Origin of the sequence: Diplocloster agilis (assembly GCF_019042275.1) — a bacterium.
GTDB classification, from domain to species: domain Bacteria; phylum Bacillota; class Clostridia; order Lachnospirales; family Lachnospiraceae; genus Diplocloster; species Diplocloster agilis.
The window spans coordinates 1-21819 of record NZ_JAHQCW010000056.1; the positions used below are offsets into that span (position 1 = coordinate 1).

The window sequence follows — 21819 nt, forward strand, 5'->3', positions numbered from 1 at the left end:
CATCGGGGATTCGAACCCCGGACAACTTGATTAAAAGTCAAGTGCTCTACCAACTGAGCTAATATCCCACAATGCCCTATATAAGCGGATCTTCCGCTATTTTTAAAGAGTCATTTTTGTGGTTTGACGACAGTTTTGACGACAACCACTTTTGACATTATAATATGGAAGGAACTCCTTGTCAACGATTTTTTAAACGGTTTCGATATTGTATAACGGGCACCGGGAGCCGCGGATCGAGGACGTGGTGCAGCTATGTCAGGTGTATGGGATCGAGTTGGATAAGATTATTGATGATTAAAAAGTTATAATTATATTAACTTTCTCTTGACTTTACGCCTATATAGGCGTATAATTATATTAAAGATAAAGAAAGGGGAAATAAATCATGATCAACACTCAAGAAGTAATTTCAAAATACGAGGATGAATACAACTATATAGGTATCCGTATACAAGAGCAGGAATTCGAGCTTGGCGAAATGGATCATAAAAGTCTCGTGTGGATCGATGGTGAGGAAACTGCCGAAGAACTCGAAGGTGTTTGTGTGATAGACGCACATAAATATAATGGTCAGAAATATTTCGGCGGTCATGCCGCTGTTGTATGTGGCGACATGGGTAGAATGGGTGTCGATGATGGTGAACTTATCATCGCTGATCCTGTGGTTGTTGAGATTTTATCCTAAGAAGGAGATGTCAAAATGAGAAGATATGATGATTGCATCCGTACTGATGGGCTTTGTGGAGCCTGTTCCATGTCAAGCCGCGGCCGTGATTGCCGCGGAAACACTATCAATAGCGTGTTGCATCAACGATCATTGGCCGGTATGACACAAAGCGCACTGGCCAAAGCTGCCGGGATCAATATTCGGCAGATCCAGAAATACGAGTCTGGAGAATATGATACCGGTAATATGACGCTTAAAAATGCTATAGCATTAGCGAAAGCTTTGGGCTGTGAACCAGGAGATCTGCTATGAAATGTGTTATATGCGGAAAACCGACCGGCAGGAATAAATATTGCTGCTCCATGCAATGCTATTCTAAATTCAGGCAGCATTATAAAATATGTGTAGTATGTGGGAAGGTCTTTCCTTCCCCTCCCACTGCGCAAGTCAAAACCTGTGGTAACCCAAACTGCTCTAAGCAATACCGTAGCCAGCTCCACTCATCCGGCACCTACGATGCATCCGTGGGACGCTGGCAAACTGGGAAGGACGAGTTTTGGGCAGGGCACACCGGAGAGAAACATGTCAATGCCCGCCACTGGGTCATACAAGATCCGGACGGGAATGAATATGAATTTGATAACCTTGCTTTCTGGGCAAGGGAACACGCCGAACTGCTCCCTGGATCGCCCAGGCAGTTCGCGGACGGAATCCGCGAAATCAAGGGCGGTTATCTGGGCAAAAGAAAAAGAGCGCCATCGCAATACAAGGGGTGGCGCCTGATAGATTGGAAAGATTAATCCGGGATATGGATTGTGACTGAGAATGTTTAGTAGTAACGAGAGAGGACGAATAAAAGAGTCATATAATGCTGTTTTAATCTTTAGCAACAATAAATCATAAAAATATGTACTTTTTTTGAATTTTTATGTGTATGGATTGACTTTTAGTAACATTTAGAATATTATAAGAGTGTAAATAAATCTATGGAATAATTATGTTGACTCTGGTTATATTAAATATAAGCGGAGTTAATATATCTTTGCTATTTTTAGCGAAAAAGGGGGTTCAATATGGCAACATCAACATTTAGAAAACAGTTTGCAGTTCGACCTGATAGAGCAAATGAATTTGTCGCAGAAATGACCAAAACAGTGACTCCCACACTGAAAAGTGGTTTTCGTTCTAACTTGAAACACGAAAAGGACTTAAGAGAAAGTCTTTTAAAGGCGCTTAGATAGTACAAATGATAGAATACGAAATAATACCATTGGGAGAAATACTCAAGAAAGAGTATGAGCAACAAAAAATTGAAGATGCATTCAAAAAGTTCTCTTGCTGTCGTGAAACTGACCTGGAGGACTTTTTGACGCATAGAGCCATACCATATGAAAAAACCAACTATGGTAAAACACACTTGTTTATTGATAGTCGTGCCTTAAGTGATGGTCAATTTAATATTCTTGCTTACTTTACAATTGCGCAAAATTCTTTGGACATATCTTGTCTGTCTCCAAAGAGAAAAAGGAAAGTTTTAGGTGAATATCCCGGAAGAGATCGCCTAAATTCTGTGCCAACTTATTTAATAGGTCAATTAGGAAGATGCGACCAATGTCCAAAAGAAGATTTAAATGGACTACAAATACTAAACGAATGCTATCATGCAATAAGTTTAGCAGCAAGAGTTGTAGGTGGCAATTTAATAGTATTGGAATGTAGAGAGCACATGTTTGACAAATTTTATAATAATCAAGGTTTTAAGAAACTATATGATGAGTTAAATGATGAAGGGTTGTTTACACTATATAAGAAAATAAACTTTAATGAATATTGGAATAATTAATATCTAAAAAAATTCCCCGGCCAGTGATGACCGGGGAGTTTTGTATTATGCTGCCAGCCTCATTAAATCCTGATGCAGTATAAAATCTTTGATCTGGTCATAGCTCCACCCAAAATCGATCAGGCCACTGACCACCATTTCCACGGACTGCACCGCTTTCAGCTCTTCCTCGCTGAAGCAGTCCCTGAGATTATCTTTTTTCGTGATCCCGTACTCTTCACGGAGATGTTTCGCGTCTTTGCCAAACACCGCCTTATAGACTACATTGGTGTATGTGGAGTAGGCGTGGCCGTGCATCCGCTCGTTTTCCTGGGACAGTTGCAGGGCGTTGGTCAGAGCCTGGCGGACGGCTATTCCTTTTTCCCGCTCTTTCATCTTACCGATCAGGGCCTTTTCCATGGCATTAAACTGTTTGATGTAGGCCAGTTTAAATCTCATTGCTTTTTCGCCCGTATATCCCATAACCAGCAGTGTAAAACCATCTCTTGTCATATAGTACAACGGATTATTTTTTCCATTTGAAGCTTTATAAACCGACTCGAAGAATAGGGCTGAAAATTCAGCGGTACTTATATCATTTTGAATATTTCTGATATCTGCCAAAACATTCTTATGTTCTTTTTCAAAAGTCTCAGCCACATCAAGACTCGTTACAACTGTTACTTCTTCTTTATTAATTTTTTTGATCTCTACTAACATAAAATCTTCCTCCATTTGTTTTATTTTGCAGTACAAAAAGAGCACCCTTCTGGATGCTCTCAAATTTTGATATTATAACAGACTCGTGATCGTTGCGGGACCGCAGATGTAATCCATCTTGAGGCCGCGAAGCTCCTGCCACAATCCTACGATCAGCCTGGTGTCATTGCCATACCGGCCGTCCTCTGTCAGCAGATGTCCGATCAGGGCAATGATCCGATCGCCGATCAGCTCATTAAGTCTGATCTGCACCCAGTTGACCATCACACCCTCGGATCCAACGCGGTACCAGCCGCCGGAGTATGGGCCTGACTTAAGTACAACCTTTGCGATCGCCGCCCTGGTCTTAGGGCCTACCTTCCCGTCCTCTTCCAGCGGTTTCCCGTTATTATCCCGGTATCCGTCCAGGTTCAGCGCGTTTTGTAGGGCTTTCACTTCCGGTTTTCCGGATGAGGGCATGGGGGACGGATCGGAACCGGCGCCGAACAACTCTGGCTTATAGCAGATATTCATGTCCACTCTGCCCGCGATCCCATCGACAAGGCCGTTGCTGGTATGCTGCCAGATCGCGGCTGCCGCCGGGCGAAGGCTGGGAACTGCGGTCCCGTCATTCTTTCCGTACCGTGCAATCCAAAACAGGTATGGCAGGTTGGGTACATCCAGGACATTGTCATACCAATCCTGATTACAGTAGATTCCGACCTCATACCCGGCGTCCTGAATCACCTCGGCCGCAGCCTTGATGATCTCGGTCAGGCGGGATTTAGACAGATTACGCTGGGCAGCATATTCCAGGTCCAACCAAACGCGCTTTACCTTCCGACCTCGGATCAGATCCACCACCTTGCCGGCGCGGATCCTGGAATACTCCGGCGTCAGATCGTACATGTACACATACACGTCCGGTCGGAATCCGGCAGCCACGGAACCAGCGTAATACTCTTCGAATCGTGCATCCGGTTTTCCACTTTGCAGGATACTACGCAGGATCACAAAATCGATATTGTCTTTTTTAACCATGTTCCAATCAATTTTTCCCTGGTAGGAGCTTACATCTATTCCTCTCATTCTTTTCCCTCCGTATCATTTTTATCTCGAAGCTGCAGCAACGTGTTTTTCAGTTTATCCGGAATTGGAACAAACTCCGCTGCATTTTCCAGCAAACTTAGCGCCTCATTGCACACATAAAACATGATTACAACCTCACGCAGAGGGATTACATCACTTATAAGCTGCTGTATAATAAAAGCCACCGCAATCACAATGAACATGACGATCTTTTTAAGCAGACCCTTGTATCCGATCTCCGAGGATAGCTGCTTTTGGTAAATGCCCTTGATTACCCCGGTAACGTAATCAAGGACTGCCAACGCTACAATCGTGATTAACAATGCATCCCATCCCCCTAGCCATTTAGCGATAAATCCTCCGATAACCCCAAAAACAAAACTGATTGTATTAAATATTTTCTCCATCTTTTTTCCTCTCTTTCTTAAATTAAAACCGGCCCCCGCGGGGACCGGCTGAAACAGTATCTCAATTTTTGTCTATCACCCTCTTTACGCATTTCCAAACGTTTGTTCGTTAAATAATAATTTATCTGGTAAAGCACCATCTAATCATACCCATGCATGGTCAGCTATAACTGGAAAGCCGTCTACTTATGCTCCATCGTCACACAACCATGATACATTATATAAAGCAGTGAGTAACGGTAGTGCAAGAGCACTGGGAATGACAGGGGCAACTATCTCCTTCAAGATCAACAATAAGATAGGTACACTTACTATAGTCGGCAAGGCTAGCGCCGCGATAGGTAATGCAGAGGTGGATCTTGCATCTGAATTATCTCCGGCACCAGCTGCATTGAGTTACGGTCAGGCATATTTTGATGGTGTTGGTAAAGCAACATATGCTTATGCAAGCACAAACGGAAAGGTAACTGTATTATGCCCGGGTATTGCGGCCGGGAGCACTATAAGATTTAGTGTAACTTTTCCGATTGTTTAAATGATCATTTGTACAAGTACCCAACCATTGCGTAGCACCACTGGTTCACGCCTCCAGACGATGAATTGGAAAGGCTTAAGCTGGTCGGTTTTGCCGATGTACCGCCCATAAGATGGCCCGAAACTGCCGCAGCATTGGAGGCCCCGTGCACGCTGATCAGGAATGCACATACGTCGCCGGTATTGTAATCCACCGTGATTGTTGTCTGGCTCCCGGTGTTAATATTGGCCTGGTATAGTTTCGAGCGAAACTTTATAACAGACGTTAAATTATTATTTATCTCATTAATCGCGGAGACGGCGCTGTCTTGTGTGGCAGTCGTTAAACTGGAAAGATTGCCGATTTTGCCCGAAAGCATCCTTCCTTGCCGGGCATCCAGGACATAACCCTCTTCGGTCTGTGTGAGTGTATTCGAAACCCCAAGAAATGCAGCTGCACCTAAATCTGCAAACCACTTCGAAATTTTCCCAAGCGTAATTTTCAGCTTTTCTCCGGTCGATATATTTGCGCGGGTGAGCGCCTCCGTAAAGCTGACCGTATTTTCCGCTATGTCTCCGCCGGCCACCGCGAGCGCCGCTTCCGTGGCATCCTCGCAAGCCGCCGTGGCTGCACTGGACGCCTGAGCCGCTGTGTTGGCGTCCGTTATTGCGGTATCACAACGCTGGATAGCAGCCGTGGTATCAGCCTGGCGCTTCTGCTCTGCTGCTTCCCGGCTAGCTTCCGCTGCAGCATAGCCTTCTATTTCATCATTCCCTGCCTTGATCGCATCATGGATGGAGCCACGCACTTCCCGTCCATAAACTGCAGACAATATTTTTTCAAGATATACCGATATATTTGCCATTCGGTGTTTGCCTCCCTTCTAATCCATTCCCGTCATGATCCCGCCGCTAAACCGGATCGTTGTATAGGACGATTCGCCCGTCATCACACGGATGCTATCGGACGATCCGACACCGCCCCCCGTTGCGAATCCAGCCCTGGCCGTGATCTGTCCGTCTGCATCTATCGCACCGGTTCCACCGCCCGCCTGTACCGAAAGGGATCCTATCAAATTCGCAGCGGCGTAATCTCCCAATATATCATTGAGCAGAAACACATATGTCCCATTTTTAAGCATCCCAATTCGGGATCCAAGTATTTCCACGCTGGATCCGGTTGGAGAAGAGACACTGAATTTTCCGGATTTCCCGTCATCCTGCAGGCGGATTTCTATCCCGCTTAGAATACCTTTTTTCAGTGTCAGACCATTGATATCCAGCGTAGCAATCACCGCTCCTGTGGCATCCTGTACTTCCAGAACGCCGTTTCCGTTGTCCTTGCCACCCAGGCGAAGGGTTCCTCCAAGAATTCGATCTGCCAGCATAGTTCCGGCGGTGACGAAATCGGCAACAAAATTCCCGTCTATGGTCCAGGCGCTACGGTACGGGCCGGCTATGCCCGAGGTGGAAAAACCGATCCCGTTCTTATTGATCTGGATAATGTTCGTCGCTTGATTTTTATCCGGAGCATCCATGATCAAGATAGCCTGGGGATGACCGTCATCTGCCAGATCTAATATGACATACCCACCCAAGCCACCGGTGATAAGCTGGGTAGCATGTTCAACTGCCTGGTTGATCCGGGTGTTTGTAGACCTTGCGATCTGCTCGATCCGGGCTGATATATCATTCTTGCTCTTATTATTTGACTCTGTAAGTGTCTGGAAGGTACTCCCGAGGGTGATCTTGTTGTTCCCGGGATTCGCAAGGTCGATATCCATTTTTGACACTAAAAAAAGCCGGTCCAGACCATGCGGGGTGCTCACCACCCTGATCCAATCACCAATTTTTATCTTTTCAGCGTCAACATCCATCATGGACATATCCACCGCGGTCAGCTCGATCGTATTCACCAGATTGATGCAATCCTGCAGGTAGGCTTCCCCTTTCGCCTTAAGGTTTTCTGGCAACGTCACATCGTCAAATTCGACGGTATCCCAGATCCATCCCCAGGTGTTCACGGCCTCTTGATTAAAGATATAGTCCTTACCACCATTCACGGATGTGATATTAACCCGAAGCTTTGTTCCGTTGATTCCTTCCTCTTCCGTTTCTGCCCCCAGCGGGATGATCGCAGTCCGGATACTCTCCGCCTTCGCATACCGTTTCAGATCGATCAGGTTTTCACCGAATCGGATCACCTGTGTGTTTACATGACCATAATCAGCCAGATAGTCCAGATATCGCTTTCCGCTGTCATGCCGGATCCGGATGTAACCTCCGTGGGTTTTGATCAGTTTTTCATTGATCGTGGTCAGCGTATCCGTATATCCGCTATCCGATCGGTTGATATACCCGTTCGGGTCCACCACCGTGACATCCCCAAGCTGGATCTGTTTTCCGGTTTCAACCTGCGAATTATGATTGTTGATAAGCTGTTGCAGAAACGGCCGAATATCTCCGGTATACTCATACGGCCGCTGCTTACTATCAAGCAGATATGATAGATCGCCCTCACAGGGGATGGTCCCTGTATTGTAAAAATCCACCTCATCGGACAACGGCCGGCCGGTAAAGATCAGGTCATCATCCTGATATACTTCGATGACAGAGGCTAATTTATTGACCTTATCATAGTTTTCATGCCCGGCTGGAAGCGCAAAAGTAAGGCTTCCGGTCTTGTTTAATTGCAACGATAGCTTTGGATTTAAAGCAATCGTCTTATCGTCTCTGGTATCGTGTAAAACATATTCATTGCTTCCATTTTTACATACGATTCTGTACATCACAGACTACCTCCCCTGTAATCAATGCTCACAACACCGGTTCCGGTAAAAGTCAGGATGTTTTCTCCTTCTCCAAGTGTCAGATCGTAAATTTTATTTATTCCGGCCACCAGATCGTAGGACTCTGCCCCATATGATACCGACATTGTAGCGCTGGCTGTGATAACTGGTATGACATGTTTGCGGCGGCCTGGAATTATGACGTTCAGCTCACCGACAACCTGCAGGTTTCCGTATTCACGGATGATCCCGGTCTCAAAATCGAAATCATCCCACAACCAATCACCCAGGCTGTCTGCAACCTCGTATTTGTACGCATCCATGGTACCAGTGATCATGATCTGATTCATGATCTCGCTGGATTTCTGGGAGTCGAGCTGCAAGCGGCCGACGTAATAAAATCCGGGATCGGAATCTATAATAACCTTCCGCTTCCGACCGTGAAGGTAGTTTGCGATCTCGCTTGACATGGCGTGCCAATCTTCATATCCACCGGAAGAATCAAACGTGAATTGCACACCCGCCCGCATATTATACGGGACATCCCCAGTTAGGGATTGTGTCAGGTCCAGCGATCCGTCCGCCCCGGGAATGTCAATATAATTTGTTTTCGGTTCCGGCATGGGGATTACCATAGATATCATTCGTAATCCCCAGTCTTTCGCTGTATGCTTATCGTCAATCTTTATTCCCGTATGCTCCATTATTGGCCTCTCTCTTTATTCTGTGATATGCTTCCCAGCTCTGTGTCCATGTATGGTGCCATTACTGTAGCTGCCGTCCTGCCGTCCAGATTGGTCTGCACAACTATGCATCCTTTACCTAAGATGATTTTCTGGTCAGGTACGTAATTCCCACCGCTTAAGGATCTTTCAAGCCCTTCCAGTCCGCCTGCGGCGTTAAAGCGCATATTTTCCTCGCGGGTCAATACACGCTCCCCATAATCCAAATACGCCGGGAAGAAATCTCCGGGTACGAAGTCAATACCTGTTTTTAATCTCGGGATAGTCGGGATGTTAAATCCCTTTCCGCCGATCCCCGGGACCCAATCCGGAAGCTTAATTTTATTGATTCCTTTGATAAATCCATTGATCAGATCTATGATGAAGTTGATCGGTGCCTTGAAAATACCGCCAAGCGTATCAGCAATGGATTTAAAAATATTCTTTATATTTTCCCAGGCACCTTTCCAATTCCCCGTGAAGACATTTTTTATAAAATCAAGAATATTCTTGATGATGTTTGTTATGTTTTTAATGCTGCCAGACACCACGTCAGCAATCCCTCGAAAAACTTCTCCAAACACCGACATTAACGTCTCTAAAACTGGAATCATTATTTTTGACATTAGTTCCACAATCGGTGCGAGAGCTTCGATTAAAGGATTTAATGCTTCACTTATAAGCTGCAAGATAGGTGTTAAAAGCTCCATAAACAGATCAATGATCGGCATTAACATATCGATCCAAATCTGAAACATTGGAAGCAAAGCGTTTATGAGATCCAGCAAAACAGGAAGCACAGCGCTGATTATCTCCGTTATCGGTGGAAGAAGCTCCTGGAAGAGCTGGACTATTATGGGGAGTACCGCATTTATAATGTCCATCAGTGGGGGCAAAAGAGAATTGATCAGGTCCATCAATACCGGAAGAATCTCTTCGATCACTGGTGCTAGCTGTGTGATCAGCTCCCCTACCGCATCCACGATGGGCGGAAGCGCCTCTTCCAGCAATGGCAGCACCGCGTCGATCAGCTCGCTTAAGATCGGTATGAGCTGCTCGCCCAGCGGTAAAAGGAGCAGTTCGACACTCCGTTTCAGACCCTCGAACATTGATCCTAGATCGTCGTATTTGACTTCTTTGATCCCGTTCAATGCCCCTTCTGCGTCATACGCCCCATCGGTGATATTTGCCAACTGTGACACTACTTCTGGCCCCAGATCTTCCCACATCGTCCCGAACAGATTGACGCCGGCTGTATTCTGCGCAAGCGGATCTTCCATTTCTGCCAGTGCTGATATGGTTTGCTGGAATGCATCACGGGCAGAATCGCCGCCTGCGGCAAATTTAGCTGCCATATCATCAGCGTTAAGACCAATCGCTTCAAATCCTTCTTTTGTCGTTTCGGATCCATCGATCACACGGATAGACATTTCCTTAACTGCATCACCGATTTTGTCAAGATTCCAAGCCCCTGTTTCTGCACCTGCCTGGAAGATATTGAACATATCGTCGGCATCCAAGCCAACCTTCGCAAACTGGACAGAATATTCGGAAATACTGTCTATCAGCTCACCAGAATAGTCCAGACCATTCTGTGCGCCGGCCGCAATAAGGTTGAATGCTTCTTCTCCTTCGATCCCGAAATTGTCTATCATGGCTTTCGCAGCCCTGGCAGACTCTGAAATATCGTAGTCGAAAGTATCCCGCAAGGCAAAAGCCGACTCCGTTAAATTTGTCAGTTCTGCGTCATCCAGGGCACCGACCTCTTTTTTGACCGTCGCCATGGCATCTGCGATATCCTCGAAGTTCTCTCCGTAATTGTCTTTGTAAATCTGTTCCAAAGACTTTTGCCAATAATCCGTTCCATCCTTCGCAAGCCCGGTCGCTGCAATAAACTGATTCATTGCTTGATCGACATCTACCGCGCTGCTGACCGCCGCAGCTCCTAATCCGACCGCTGCGGTTCCGGCGGCTACCATACCTGTACCGATTGCCTTTGCGGCTCCGCCGGCTATGGATTTCAATTTTTCCATTCCACCGCCGGCCTTTTTCTCTACCTTCTCATTCGCTGCATTTAGATCGCCCTCTAGCTGGCTGTCATCAGCCCGGATCTCATATACAACCTCGCCTTTTTTGCCATCGGCCATGTCCATCACCTGCCCTTGTATAGATCAGGCGGCACATTGGCACACTAGCCTGTTATTTTCAGCTCAAAAACTCTTTGACACTCTTTGTTTTTACATTTTAAAAAGACGCCTCTGCAAATGGCGTCCTTGCTTCTAAATACATTAATCGGGTGTCCGCAATACGGGCACTTTACTTTTTCTTTTTCATTCATGGGCCATGCCCTCAAGAGCGCAAAACAATGCATCCAGCCCCTCCTGGCCGCCTCCACCTTCAACCGGAAGCGCATAATATGATTTCAATTCTATTATGTTCTGCCTTTCTTTCTGATTGTATTTGGTTGGCTCTGGAATATCCATGTCGCGGATCCGCATGATCTCTTTGATCTTAGTCTTTTCGGACAATCCCTGAAAAAGAGCTATGAACTTTTTCCAGTGAAGGCGCCCCTGTTCACAGAGCAGATCAATTCCGTAATCCTGGTAAAACGAAGCGAATATATACTCCCCGTCAAGCTCGAAATCAATGAGCCTTTGATTGATCTTTGATGGCGGCCGGCGTGGAAGATCGATGTGCTGTTTTACCACTTCCTGCAATAGTTCGGACTTCTTTTTCGGCGGAAGACACCAGACTCGAAAACGATTTTCCACCAACATCCGTAACGCCTGCTCGATTTTCACTTCATCGGGAAGGTCTTCTTTGTATAAGCGCTGTACGTCCAACACGACATTAAATGCCGCATTTACTCTGTATTTACGATTGCCTAGTCTAACTATGGTTTCGATCGGTTCGGTTAAAAATCCCATGCTCACACCTATTTGAACATATGTCTGCGTTGTTTCCGGTTATATCCCTGCAAAATGGACTTTTGATTTTCCTTTTTTATGTCGCTGCAGCGCGGAACGACAACCTGGGTAATAAACGGAACTACCTCCTTGCACATTTCTGCATAGCGGTTATCGTAGAATGATACGATTTCGCCAGCATCTTCTGGCCCGAATACGGCCTCGAACAAATTTACAACTGCATTTCCAAGGCGTTCAATGCAATTCTCTACTATCTCACCGGATTCTGACTTCCGTTTCATTTCAGACGTTTCAGCCAGCACTTTTGTAAGATCGGCATACTTCCGATAGATCTTGCCAATCACATCGTCTACATCCAGGGACACATGCAATGTCTTTACAACCTTGCCTTCTTCGTCGCATAGTTCAAAGTCTTCCTCATATCTTTTTCTTCTTTTCGCCTGATATGCCATGTTATATCCTCCTAAAGAGGGAGGGGATTATACCCCTCCTGTATTCGTCGTTGTTCCAATCGCCGGTCTGCCGTTACCGTGGATTGTAACGGTCAATGCATTTGGCTGGTTGCTGTCACCGTATGCCGGTGTGATGTTCGCCAGCGTCACCGGCCAGAGAATGATTTTATCCCCCTTCGCCAATTTCAGATGGGTCTTTCGCGCATCTCCAAGCCCATACAGGACGTCATCAGACAGAATGTAGTCCGCTGCGGGATCGCCCGGTTTGACGTCTCCTGTGACCGTCAACGTCATCTGGGCACCGGTTACTTCTGTACTGCCATACCCCTTGTCAGCATAATAGCTGGCCTGATATAACACTTCATTCAGCGACTGACTCATGTTTTTCATCAGATTGTTCATACTTGCCCAGGTAGGCTGTTCTGTGCTGGGAGCAGTATTTATATAGGCTTCTGTTTCATAGTTGATTTCCGGCGTTATTGTATTTACCGGCAATGTCGGTTCTGCCATAGTTATCATTCCTTTCTTAGTAGTAAATTTTGTTATTCAGGATACAAGAATAGTGCCATACCCCATCCTCATCCCGCCCGATCTTCGACGGTTCTTTTGATATCTCCGAATTCAGCCAGGCGAAAGATGATCCCTGCGGATACTTTTTCAAGCGTTGGAAATACTCGCAAATACTGGATAGCTGTTCCAGGCATCTTTGCTGATCTGCAGCACGGCACAGAAAAAGCACCGGTATGATTTTGATTGCGCTTTTGTCAAAGTATTCCATTTCAGTAGACCCGGATCCCAGCTCTGCATAAATACCACCCGATGCGGGAAGTTCTTTCGTGGAGATCGGATTATCCAGATCGCAATTCTGCTCTGCTGTTTCAAGCATAAGTTCTAAAAATTCAGTTAATGGTGTCATTATTTCATCAGCTCCTTTAATGCCGCCTGGTACACCTTTTTCCAGTCATCCCCGTATACCTCTTTTGCATATTTTGTCCACTCCATACGGGCAAGGGCGCTTGTGAAATTCAGCTTTTCAGGGCCATATGTTCTGCTCGTGGGATTTCCATACATTACTTCACCATGGAAAAGATATTGTGAATAAGGTTCCTCCCATCGGAGCCAAAATGATAGATTCTCGGCTTCTTGATCACTATTTAAAAATCCACTGTCCTGCAAAAATCTTTGGTCATGAGGCACATGCTGTGTGTTGTCTTCCAATGCTTGAAGCCCCATTCTGGTCAGCGCGTCATTACTTGCCGCCCTGATCCTGGCTGCGGCCGCTGCTGTGTCGAAGGTTACCCTTGCTGTTATCTTAGGCATAGGCAACTAACCCCATTTCATAATGATGTAACCGCTCGCCATCATATAACGGCTCGACAATCTGCACCCGGTGCTTTTGCCCATTAAATGCAATAACATTGTCCACCGCAAAAGCGATATCTTTCGGCCGGCTGTTTTTACAATCGTAGAAGAGGGTAGCCGCAAGCTGAATCTCGGCATTATTTTTATCCCGAACGATCTTACATGATGGTTCCATGCGCACATATTTTAGTTCCACTCCATCGTCTAACTGATCGTCACCCCAACGACCCTCGCCTGTCTTTTTCTGTAGCTTAACCGAATGTATAAGTAATTTTTTAGGTATTGGCCGCATAGCAACCACCTCCCCGGTATAATAATCCTGTAGGGGCCAGGAGCCGGGCTGCCCTGGGTGCATATATGGATTGCTGCGTACTCCCGATTGCACTGGACGATTTTGTATAGCTAAATTTGCCCAGCCCCGCACTCTGCAGATCGGACCCATTGTCCATATCACTGCCACCATTCACGTCCAGGTACTCGATCTGTGCGCATACAGCCTTTTTAATTCGTTCCTGGATATCTGATCCATACGTATCCATTACTTCCGGCCGAATCCGATACATGCACATTTCTTCGATGATTTCTTCCGCTCTGGCCTGCAGGCCCGGGAAGTCGGCTGCGTCTACCGGCTCCCCGTGAAATGTATTATCATAGTATTCCTTTGTTACGTAAGGCACCTGATCGCCTCCAATCTTATGCGGTCGGAGTGGAAGCCGGCGCCACCTGAATACCGTGTAGAACTGCCGCGGATCTGGTAGCCTTGACAGCCATTGCAGCCACCATTTCAACCTCACCAGTCTTGACGGCACCCGGACGGGTCATATCCGGCAGATAGATTTTCGGTTCTTTCGTACCCTCTGGGGTCACACCGTGGACGGCATCCAAGCCGATCCGGAACAGATACATATCCGTGGTCCCCTTCGCGGCATCCGTCGAGATGATCGGCGTTGCCGTGCCAGGCTTATCTCCCATCTTCATGATTGTTGCATTGCCATACTTCACAATCTGCGTTCCCAGCTCGTTTTTTGTCTGCTGGAACTGGGTGGATAGGTCTGCTACAGACTGGAATACCGCAAACAGGTCATTGTTCACCAGAATTACACCCGGTTCTCCATCAAGCAGTTTCTCAACCTGGCGCAGTTCGTACAGGAAGGATTGCCAGTTCTCCTTTACCTTCGCGGCAGAAGAGAGATCCAGAAGTGCCGCACTCTCAAGCGTGACTTCTGTGCTGGTTCCCTTTAAAATCTTTGCCAGGCCGTCAAATGCAACCCCGCTATTCTTAGCGCTGTCTCCATTGATCATCCAGTCCTGGAACAAAGACCGGACCGCCGTTGTCTTCTGCTGTAACTGGAACTGCACCAAATCCAGCACTTGTTTCTCATATGCCGCGATAACACGGTCAATCTGGAAGGAGCCACCGAACACCTTCAAGTCTACCTTTACCTGCTCGGTATCGGCCTGCTGTGGGGTGTATTCCGCATTCAATGCACGGCCGGCCGCCGTTGCCAGTGTCTTCACCCGGTTATAAACATAGGTCATCGTGTTCCCGCCCTGCGGCTTCACGGTATCATCAAATACCATTGCGTCCAGAAGTGGAGACTTCCGGAATTCGTCGATCACAAAGTTTGTCAGTTTATCCTGACTTAAGTTTTTTGCCTGTGCAAGCGTAAATGCTGCCATATTCTTTCACCTTTTACCTTTCTTATTTTCCAAACATCTGCTTCCTGATTTCATCTTCCACTGTGTTTTCTTTCTTCGGGGGCTTCCCGTGGCGTTGGCCCCAACCTTTTCTCTCCTGATCATCGGATCCTTCGTCCTCATACCCATCCTTAAATTGAGGATATTTTTTCAATACTGCGTCGATCGCATCTTCAATGTCCATGTCTTCATCCTTTGCCATATTCACTTTGGCAAGCGCCAGGACATCGTCTACACAATCCTTTTTGACATCATGTTCCAAACAGGTCCACTTCATTTCTAAAGCTGCGGCTTTTTCTTCTGCCTTTCTGGCTTTTTTATCCGCTTCGGCGTCCCCTTCATTGTCCGGATCAGAATCCGTTTCTTTTTTTACACCACCTGTTGCGGATTGCTTCTGCTGATCGCGCTGCCATTTTCGTTTCTCACGAGCAAGGCGTTTTTTAACAGCTTCGTCAATATCCTTCTGGGAGAACTTCTTCTCTTCCTGTTCTTCTTCCTCCGTTTCGTCCGAATCGTCTTCGTCCGGGTCGTCACCCTCTCCGGCATTATTGCCGTCTTCTCCGGATCCGCCGGCACCACCTCCTTTGTCAGCCTCGAAAAAGGGCATTCTGACATAGGGGTTGTTCATAAATTTATACATAAAAACACCTCCGTTTAACGTCCGTTCGACTTTTTTGTATAAAGAAAACCACCAGCCGGTCAGCCAGTGGTTTACTCTTCTAAAACTATTTCTTGATTTTTTGCTTCTTTCATTTTCTTGATAAATTCATCACAGATCCTTTTCTCTTCCGGCGTGTATGGATCATCCAGATATCCACCCGCAGCGGAATAATGAAATTTATCCCGGATCTTTACCGGTACTTCAAATAGCATTATTTCCCCATCTCCTTTTCAAATAATTTCTGCACCTCTTTGGCCAGCTTCCGAGGCGGCGATTCTGAACATGCTTCTGCCAGGAATTCTCCTGGACCCTCGAAAGCTCCGTACTCGCACAGATTCACTTTTATTATATCATTATCATCAGGCAAATTACAGGCAGATAGTGCTTTCTGTTTTATTTCTTCGGCTATCTCGTGCGATTTTATGGCTGTTATGGCCCCTGGCAGATCGCCGCCTCCAAGCTCCTTATTGACACCATATCTTTTCAATGCCATTGAGTATTCCGCCAGGTGCGTTCCCTCATGTTTAATGATACCATACAGCCCGGATTTTCTTGTCCATAATCCGGCATTTACGTTTTGATCAATCATCTGCTGTATCGCCTGATCATCATCCGCCAGGAGAGAAGATAACGATAACTTTGTAGACACTGTTCCATATTTGGTTAACCTTACTGACGCTATCGCAACGGCATCGATTTCTTCAAAGCTTACTTCATCAACAAAGCCTTTGAGTATAGGCATTTCTTTAAACACTTTTTTCAACGCTTTATTTGTGTTATTGACAACCTCTATGCTTTGTGTAGCGTAATTTGTTTTCTTAATTCCAAGATGTTTAATTGCCCAATTTTCGGCGGCAGCCTGGTTCCTTTGCCTGATAGCCGATTCGTCTACTTTGCCGGTTTGCTTTGCAATATACTCTCTTTCCGATGATCTGGATTTTGCACTGACACGCTTGTCGAACCCAACAACCTGCTCTCGATCTCTGCGGCGATGTAATTTATCGTTGCCGTCCACATAGGATTTTAATTGCCGCTCTTTGGCCTTAAGCTTATAGGATGCCTGCTGGAAGGCTTCCTGATCTCCTATCTGATCAAAAAGCATACATTCTCGTTTTTGCTTCCTTACAGCTCTTTCCAAGGATCGCTGGACCTGTACTTCTTTATACTCTTTGTCGTTCGCATCCAGATCTTCGGTCGGAAAATGCCGGCGGATCGATACCCCCTCTATATACGGAAAAATGTGGTGTCCACAATTTATACCCAGAAGGCCGTCCGGCTCTCCGTAGCTGGATGTTTTCCAGTGCGGATATTTTTTTGACTGGTTCGATCTGTCAAAAATCTTACCCTGATCTCTTGCGCATTTGGGCCGGGCACCGGAATGACTATCAACTTCAACCAGATCTATCCCGTAGTCATCGGCCCGGGCCATTTGTATTTCTGCCGCCATCGTGTTTGACGTGGATCGCATGTTCATATTCACATATGCTTCTGGTGTCCACTCACGCCCCGCCCGGTCAATAAAAGCCGGAATTCCCTTTTCATTGAATTCCCGGATGCACTTTGTAAGCGCCTGTTGCCGTGATTCTGCCCCTATGACAGCCATTGTGGCATGTTCGTTCAGTATGTCAAGAAAGCTCTGTTTCTCGGCTATTTCCTGCGCTGTAGAGGCCATATTGTTGACCAAACCTTTAAAAGCGTCCCTGGCCTTATATAGCATCGTGGTATTGCACAGATTGAGGGTATTCTTTGCCTGTCCCCGCAGCGTCGTAAGCACCTGCTTCACATTTTTGCTTTGTGATATCGGCACCGCATCTCCGACCAACCCTTGTCGGACAAGCTGCCTCATTCCCGGCTCTACCTCTTTGATCACCTTCTCGGCCATGTCATTAAGCATCCGCTCCATGGCCGTCTGCGAAACGCCTGTAGACTGGGCAATGATTTTGATGTTCTCCTGGTTCAACTTCCCAATCTCGGCTAACTTCTTCATTAACCATTGATCGGTGGCGATCGGCTGATCATAGTCTTTGCAATGCCGAATGATATTTGCCATCAGGCGTTCTTCCAGATCTTGAAAAGCTCCGGCCGGAAGATCAGCCGCCCTTTGGTTCTCGATCAGGTTCATCTACTTCATCACCGCCCTGCTCTTCCTCTTCCGGTTCATCCGGATCAGCTCCATCCCCCTGTGTCCAATCCACATTGCTGCCGGTAATCTGCCCGTCCTGGGCAATTCGCTCCAATTCTTTCTTTGCCTCGGCTTCGCTGCATTTATTAATTTCCATAATCGCTGTAAGCTTTGATCGGAGACTGGCCGTAACAAGCTTAATATTGCGATCTACTGTAGTGTTGGTATCCTCAATGATCGAATCATCAAAATCCACATTGATTTCCAGATTATCTGATCCCATTTCCAAATAGGCCAGGGCTTTTACCATAGCCACCAAAGCCGCTTTTATAGGCGTCTTATTTTTCTGCAGGTTTTGGTATAAATCGGACTTATCGCTGATCACTTCCGTTGCTGTTTTAACTCCGCCGCTCTCAAATTTATAACGGCCGGTTCCCATCCCACATTTTAGTGACATGAGGTCCAGGGCCTTATTTAACCCCTGCTCATGATCTGCGGCCCTTATGGTCATATCCACTTCGGTTAGCTTCAAGTCACTATTCCGATCCCCAGGCATTGCAAAATAGACGGTATCATTCGGATCGAATACCGGCTGTATGCCCCCGTCTTTCTCCTGCATGATCTTCGCCTGTGAATATGGCACCAGAATCCGCTTTCGACCAAGCACATACTCATTCATGTATGAATCATAGACCAGATCGCAGCCCTTTACCTGATCGATCGCGTTGGCAAACACGGAAATGCCCATAGGGCTATCCAGATCAACGTTGTTGCAGATATTTGGCGTGATGATCTGGAACAAAGGCTTGTTATATTCGGTTGGAACAATATCGTTTATATCATCCGGAAGATCCACTTCGTCCCCCGTACTGGCATCCAAATATTTGTTTTCGATATAGTACATATCGGGGTTTTCGCCATCCTCCGCAATGCCCTTACGGTGAATCTGCAGGTAGATCCTTTCTTTTTCATCTACCACCCGGACAGAACCGAAGGCGCATTCCGTGATGTCTCCATTATCCCAAGATAGCGGGTAAATCATATTGGCCCGGATATAATCGATGATCTTATTTTCGTTTGCGTCCAAGTATTCAACAAACGCTCCGGTCCCAAGAGCGAAAGAAATTTCGATTAACTGATTCGCTCTGGTCTGGAAGTTGTTGGCCTCTAAGATCTCCTTCAACCTTTTGTCAAAAGCCCCGGCCTTGATTGCTACCTTTTCATTCAGCAGAAGATTGGCCCAGTCCTCACACACCTTTTTTGCCATCCCCAGCTTATACCGCTTACATTTTTTACTCTGGATTCCGTCGTAAATCAAGTAAACATGAAATTTCTTTACATCATTTTGATACCATGCCAACCATTCATCTATGTGGTTGTAAGTGGTGTCTGACACACCTCCGAATTTTCGCTTCTTCTGTAAGTAATTTTGTATCGCTCCCAATCCATCACCTCCTATGCCGCGATATAAAGAATATCGTCCTGTACCGACTCCGTGCTGTATTCCGTGCTGTCCAAACTATCCACATTCATCAGGCCGTCATCCAGCCGGATATCCTGGTTCTTTTTCTTGTCATCATAGACCGCCTGTTCAAAAGCGCCAATGATGTGCTTACAGTGTTTCATGACCTTCCATCGGCCTTGTGCGATCAGGCTGTTATAGAAGGCGATCCGGTCGTTGATCGGGCCTTTTAATGCATTTTTAATGTCGATTGTTACATGCGCCTGAATACAGGCTGTCTCTAGTCCTGCGATCAACGTCTGTTCGGCGCTATCGCAATAAGCCTCGTAGGTTTTATATTTCGCCTGCGCCCTCCGGACAAAGTCTATGAAATCATCCTGCAACTGTTTCGGGTTCAGACGTTTCTTGCAATAGTATTCGTCTAACACAACCACCTGTTTATAGCCTTTTGTAAATCCGGTCAGCGTAAAAGAATGAGCCGACTTCGTCCCGCCGAAATCAACCCCTATTACTGCATACATGATCTGGTTTTCTGCCAACCACTTGCTGCTCACCGTATAATCTGCCACATTATCCGCAAACTGCTGATAGATCAGGCCGTCTGCCGCCACCCATAATCCCAAGATAAAGCGCTTATAAAATACGCTTCCATGCGCCCAGGCATTCTTGTATTCTTCTTTACGTTTTGGAGAAATAGACAGGTTATCATCCATCGTAAAATGCAGATGATATACTTTCTTCTTTTTCATTTCCTCTGCCGTCAGATAGTCTTCTCTGATAAAGTGATGTGGCCCGGCCGGGTTGCAGTTCATCCAAAATTTCCAGCCATCAACAGAGCATCGGCCAATTGCCTGATCCACAAAGGATTTTGGGAATAATGCAGCCTCATCTAAGTAGGCTCCTGCCGCTGTAAGTCCCTGCAGGGAATCCTGCGCTGCCTCTGTATTGGCCCCAAATAGATAATAAGTATTGCTGCCTATATCAATGTGCGGCTCTGATCCGGATCGTACATAATCGTAAGGCCATCCCCAGGCTTCTAGGATCTGCAGCATAGGGCGAATAACATTTTTCTTTAACGCTCCCATGGTTTTCCCTGCCAGGATAAACGTCTGGCCGCTATGCATTTCCTGCGACCATGTTAAAAACCCAATTATACAAGCTATCGTTTTTCCTGATCGGATAGATCCGTCCGCAATTACATAGTTGTTTTCCGCTACTCGGAGTCCTGGTCTCCACCAATGTATAAGTCTGCGCTGTTGTTCAGAAAATGGCATAAAATCAAACTTTGCCGGTTTCTTCTGCTTCTTCGCCATCTTCCACACCTTCCTCTGTAAATAGGTTGTCAAGCTCTTCCTGTGTCGGTCGCATAGCCTTCATAAACGCCCGAATATTTTCCTCCGCTCCGGTTTCGTCTCCAATCTCTTGATCCCTGGCTCTCCTCGCCCGGTCTGTCCGGATCTTTTGTTCGGCTTCATCGGCTTCGGTCATTTCGGATTGACCAGCATAACGGGCAATGGCTTCATAAGCCTTGACGTTTCCGGAAAGACCTTCTTTGATCATTGCCATATTTAAAGCACTTTCAAGCGTACTGTCCAGTCCCAGTGATTCGAGTATGGGCGTCCATTCCGGGCTGTCTATTTTAGCCGTCAGCAGGAGGTTTAAAGTCTTCCGAAAATTAGCTTTTCTGCGCCTGGCTTCCCCGGATGCTTTTCCGCCTGCGATTGCAATTTCTCGCTGTTCTTCCGCTGTTCGCTCATGAAATCCATGTCCTTTTAAGTTTTCTTCATTTGGCATGCCACCACCTTCAAATCATGTACCCTCCACCAGAAGGAGGTCCCCAGCGCCCTAAGTTTCAGACGCCGGGGCTAGGGTACAAAAAGAGGCCGCCCTACCATGGGTGACCTCTTGATCAAAATTCCATGATAGTATTATATCATACCTTGACATGCAAAATCAGGCCATCTTTTTTACTCAATCTCCCCAAGCTCTTTTCCTACCGTCTTAACTACCCGGTATACGATCCGATGCATTTGTCGTTCGGAATAATCCACCCCATTTAGATGGTTGTACGGAATATTCCTCCAAGGGTTTGTCCAGTATCGCAGGCGGATTACTTTCCTTTGTTCCTCGTATTCCAGTCCATAATAGGCTTTTTCCACTGCCGCTATTTCTCTTTCCATGCGCTGCATACGGGGATTACTTATCAAATTAACAATGGCTGTCTCTGTCCTGTTTGCTGGGTAATTGCTCCGTGGCTGCCCATCATTAAACGGGGTAGACTCAATGGCCATTTCCCTGGTATTGTCATACTCTCTTTTTTGCTCTGGATATCGGCGCAAAACCCGCTCTATAATTGCCCAACTATCCTTCGGTATTTTTGTATAATTCAAATTCAGTCCCCTTTCTGCACTCTGTATGCTATTC

Annotated in this window: 28 protein-coding genes; 6 read left to right on the forward strand and 22 right to left on the reverse strand. The window is 46.4% G+C overall.

Annotated features, from left to right (window positions below; translation table 11 throughout):
* Nucleotides 1-388: 388 nt before the first annotated feature.
* The 5 genes from KTH89_RS22485 (at nt 389) to KTH89_RS22505 (ending at nt 2513) form a co-directional block, all read left to right on the forward strand.
* Complete coding sequence (locus KTH89_RS22485) at nt 389-688, forward strand: hypothetical protein (RefSeq protein WP_238723185.1); 300 nt, start codon at nt 389-391, stop codon at nt 686-688.
* A 15-nt stretch (nt 689-703) separates the two neighbouring features.
* On the forward strand, nt 704-982 hold the full coding sequence (locus KTH89_RS22490) for a helix-turn-helix transcriptional regulator (RefSeq protein WP_238723186.1): 279 nt from the start codon (nt 704-706) through the stop codon (nt 980-982).
* The gene (locus KTH89_RS22495; protein WP_238723187.1) at nt 979-1470 is read left to right on the forward strand and encodes a hypothetical protein; all 492 of its coding nucleotides are present in this window, start codon (nt 979-981) and stop codon (nt 1468-1470) included. Before KTH89_RS22490 ends, KTH89_RS22495 begins: the two co-directional genes overlap by 4 nt.
* Before the next feature lie 273 nt (nt 1471-1743).
* On the forward strand, nt 1744-1911 hold the full coding sequence (locus KTH89_RS22500; protein WP_238723188.1) for a hypothetical protein: 168 nt from the start codon (nt 1744-1746) through the stop codon (nt 1909-1911).
* Between the two features lie 5 nt (nt 1912-1916).
* Nucleotides 1917-2513: a hypothetical protein gene (locus tag KTH89_RS22505; RefSeq protein ID WP_238723189.1), complete on the forward strand. Its 597-nt coding sequence runs from the start codon at nt 1917-1919 to the stop codon at nt 2511-2513.
* A gap of 45 nt (nt 2514-2558) precedes the next feature.
* Here KTH89_RS22505 and KTH89_RS22510 read toward each other — a convergent pair whose 3' ends face one another.
* The 3 genes from KTH89_RS22510 to KTH89_RS22520 form a co-directional block, all read right to left on the reverse strand.
* On the reverse strand, nt 2559-3212 hold the full coding sequence (locus tag KTH89_RS22510; RefSeq protein WP_238723191.1) for a Rha family transcriptional regulator: 654 nt from the start codon (nt 3210-3212) through the stop codon (nt 2559-2561).
* Between the two features lie 72 nt (nt 3213-3284).
* On the reverse strand, nt 3285-4280 hold the full coding sequence (locus tag KTH89_RS22515) for a GH25 family lysozyme (protein WP_238723193.1): 996 nt from the start codon (nt 4278-4280) through the stop codon (nt 3285-3287).
* Nucleotides 4277-4687 carry a phage holin family protein gene (locus KTH89_RS22520; protein ID WP_238723194.1) on the reverse strand — a complete coding sequence of 137 codons (411 nt, stop codon included), beginning with the start codon at nt 4685-4687 and terminating at the stop codon, nt 4277-4279. The genes KTH89_RS22515 and KTH89_RS22520 overlap by 4 nt, the downstream gene beginning before the upstream one ends.
* A gap of 259 nt (nt 4688-4946) precedes the next feature.
* Here KTH89_RS22520 and KTH89_RS22525 point away from each other — a divergent pair, with 259 nt between their 5' ends.
* Nucleotides 4947-5222 (forward strand): hypothetical protein, encoded by a 276-nt coding sequence (locus tag KTH89_RS22525; protein WP_238723196.1) that lies wholly within the window; start codon nt 4947-4949, stop codon nt 5220-5222.
* Nucleotides 5223-5226: 4 nt separating this feature from the next.
* Here KTH89_RS22525 and KTH89_RS22530 read toward each other — a convergent pair whose 3' ends face one another.
* The 19 genes from KTH89_RS22530 to KTH89_RS22620 all read right to left on the reverse strand — a co-directional run bounded on the left by KTH89_RS22530 (nt 5227) and on the right by KTH89_RS22620 (nt 21785).
* Nucleotides 5227-6066: a hypothetical protein gene (locus KTH89_RS22530; RefSeq protein ID WP_238723198.1), complete on the reverse strand. Its 840-nt coding sequence runs from the start codon at nt 6064-6066 to the stop codon at nt 5227-5229.
* An 18-nt stretch (nt 6067-6084) separates the two neighbouring features.
* Nucleotides 6085-7989, reverse strand: coding sequence for a phage tail protein (locus tag KTH89_RS22535; protein WP_238723199.1), 1905 nt, complete (start codon nt 7987-7989; stop codon nt 6085-6087).
* Nucleotides 7989-8693, reverse strand: coding sequence for a mtfA protein (locus KTH89_RS22540; protein ID WP_238723201.1), 705 nt, complete (start codon nt 8691-8693; stop codon nt 7989-7991). Before KTH89_RS22540 ends, KTH89_RS22535 begins: the two co-directional genes overlap by 1 nt.
* Nucleotides 8693-10858, reverse strand: a complete 2166-nt coding sequence (locus KTH89_RS22545; protein ID WP_238723202.1) for a phage tail tape measure protein — start codon at nt 10856-10858, stop codon at nt 8693-8695. Before KTH89_RS22545 ends, KTH89_RS22540 begins: the two co-directional genes overlap by 1 nt.
* Before the next feature lie 183 nt (nt 10859-11041).
* Nucleotides 11042-11638, reverse strand: a complete 597-nt coding sequence (locus KTH89_RS22550; RefSeq protein ID WP_238723203.1) for a Gp15 family bacteriophage protein — start codon at nt 11636-11638, stop codon at nt 11042-11044.
* 8 nt (nt 11639-11646) lie between these two features.
* The gene (locus KTH89_RS22555) at nt 11647-12090 is read right to left on the reverse strand and encodes a hypothetical protein (RefSeq protein WP_238723204.1); all 444 of its coding nucleotides are present in this window, start codon (nt 12088-12090) and stop codon (nt 11647-11649) included.
* Nucleotides 12091-12117: 27 nt separating this feature from the next.
* A complete protein-coding gene (locus KTH89_RS22560; protein ID WP_238723205.1) occupies nt 12118-12600 on the reverse strand; it encodes a phage tail tube protein in 483 nt (160 codons plus the stop codon).
* A 16-nt stretch (nt 12601-12616) separates the two neighbouring features.
* Entirely contained in the window at nt 12617-13006 is a 390-nt protein-coding gene (locus KTH89_RS22565) for a hypothetical protein (protein ID WP_238723206.1), read from the reverse strand.
* Nucleotides 13006-13410: a minor capsid protein gene (locus KTH89_RS22570; protein ID WP_238723207.1), complete on the reverse strand. Its 405-nt coding sequence runs from the start codon at nt 13408-13410 to the stop codon at nt 13006-13008. Before KTH89_RS22570 ends, KTH89_RS22565 begins: the two co-directional genes overlap by 1 nt.
* Nucleotides 13403-13744 (reverse strand): putative minor capsid protein, encoded by a 342-nt coding sequence (locus tag KTH89_RS22575; RefSeq protein WP_238723209.1) that lies wholly within the window; start codon nt 13742-13744, stop codon nt 13403-13405. Before KTH89_RS22575 ends, KTH89_RS22570 begins: the two co-directional genes overlap by 8 nt.
* On the reverse strand, nt 13728-14129 hold the full coding sequence (locus tag KTH89_RS22580; RefSeq protein ID WP_238723210.1) for a head-tail connector protein: 402 nt from the start codon (nt 14127-14129) through the stop codon (nt 13728-13730). Before KTH89_RS22580 ends, KTH89_RS22575 begins: the two co-directional genes overlap by 17 nt.
* Before the next feature lie 16 nt (nt 14130-14145).
* Complete coding sequence (locus tag KTH89_RS22585; RefSeq protein ID WP_238723211.1) at nt 14146-15132, reverse strand: major capsid protein; 987 nt, start codon at nt 15130-15132, stop codon at nt 14146-14148.
* A 22-nt stretch (nt 15133-15154) separates the two neighbouring features.
* The gene (locus KTH89_RS22590) at nt 15155-15790 is read right to left on the reverse strand and encodes a hypothetical protein (RefSeq protein ID WP_238723212.1); all 636 of its coding nucleotides are present in this window, start codon (nt 15788-15790) and stop codon (nt 15155-15157) included.
* A gap of 71 nt (nt 15791-15861) precedes the next feature.
* Nucleotides 15862-16023, reverse strand: a complete 162-nt coding sequence (locus KTH89_RS22595; protein WP_238723213.1) for a hypothetical protein — start codon at nt 16021-16023, stop codon at nt 15862-15864.
* On the reverse strand, nt 16023-17933 hold the full coding sequence (locus KTH89_RS22600) for a phage minor capsid protein (RefSeq protein WP_238723214.1): 1911 nt from the start codon (nt 17931-17933) through the stop codon (nt 16023-16025). The genes KTH89_RS22595 and KTH89_RS22600 overlap by 1 nt, the downstream gene beginning before the upstream one ends.
* Nucleotides 17902-19377, reverse strand: coding sequence for a phage portal protein (locus KTH89_RS22605; RefSeq protein WP_238723215.1), 1476 nt, complete (start codon nt 19375-19377; stop codon nt 17902-17904). The genes KTH89_RS22600 and KTH89_RS22605 overlap by 32 nt, the downstream gene beginning before the upstream one ends.
* An 11-nt stretch (nt 19378-19388) precedes the next feature.
* A complete protein-coding gene (locus KTH89_RS22610) occupies nt 19389-20708 on the reverse strand; it encodes a PBSX family phage terminase large subunit (protein ID WP_330656733.1) in 1320 nt (439 codons plus the stop codon).
* Nucleotides 20674-21189, reverse strand: a complete 516-nt coding sequence (locus KTH89_RS22615) for a hypothetical protein (protein ID WP_238723216.1) — start codon at nt 21187-21189, stop codon at nt 20674-20676. The genes KTH89_RS22610 and KTH89_RS22615 overlap by 35 nt, the downstream gene beginning before the upstream one ends.
* A gap of 173 nt (nt 21190-21362) precedes the next feature.
* Complete coding sequence (locus KTH89_RS22620) at nt 21363-21785, reverse strand: hypothetical protein (protein ID WP_238723217.1); 423 nt, start codon at nt 21783-21785, stop codon at nt 21363-21365.
* Nucleotides 21786-21819: the final 34 nt, after the last annotated feature.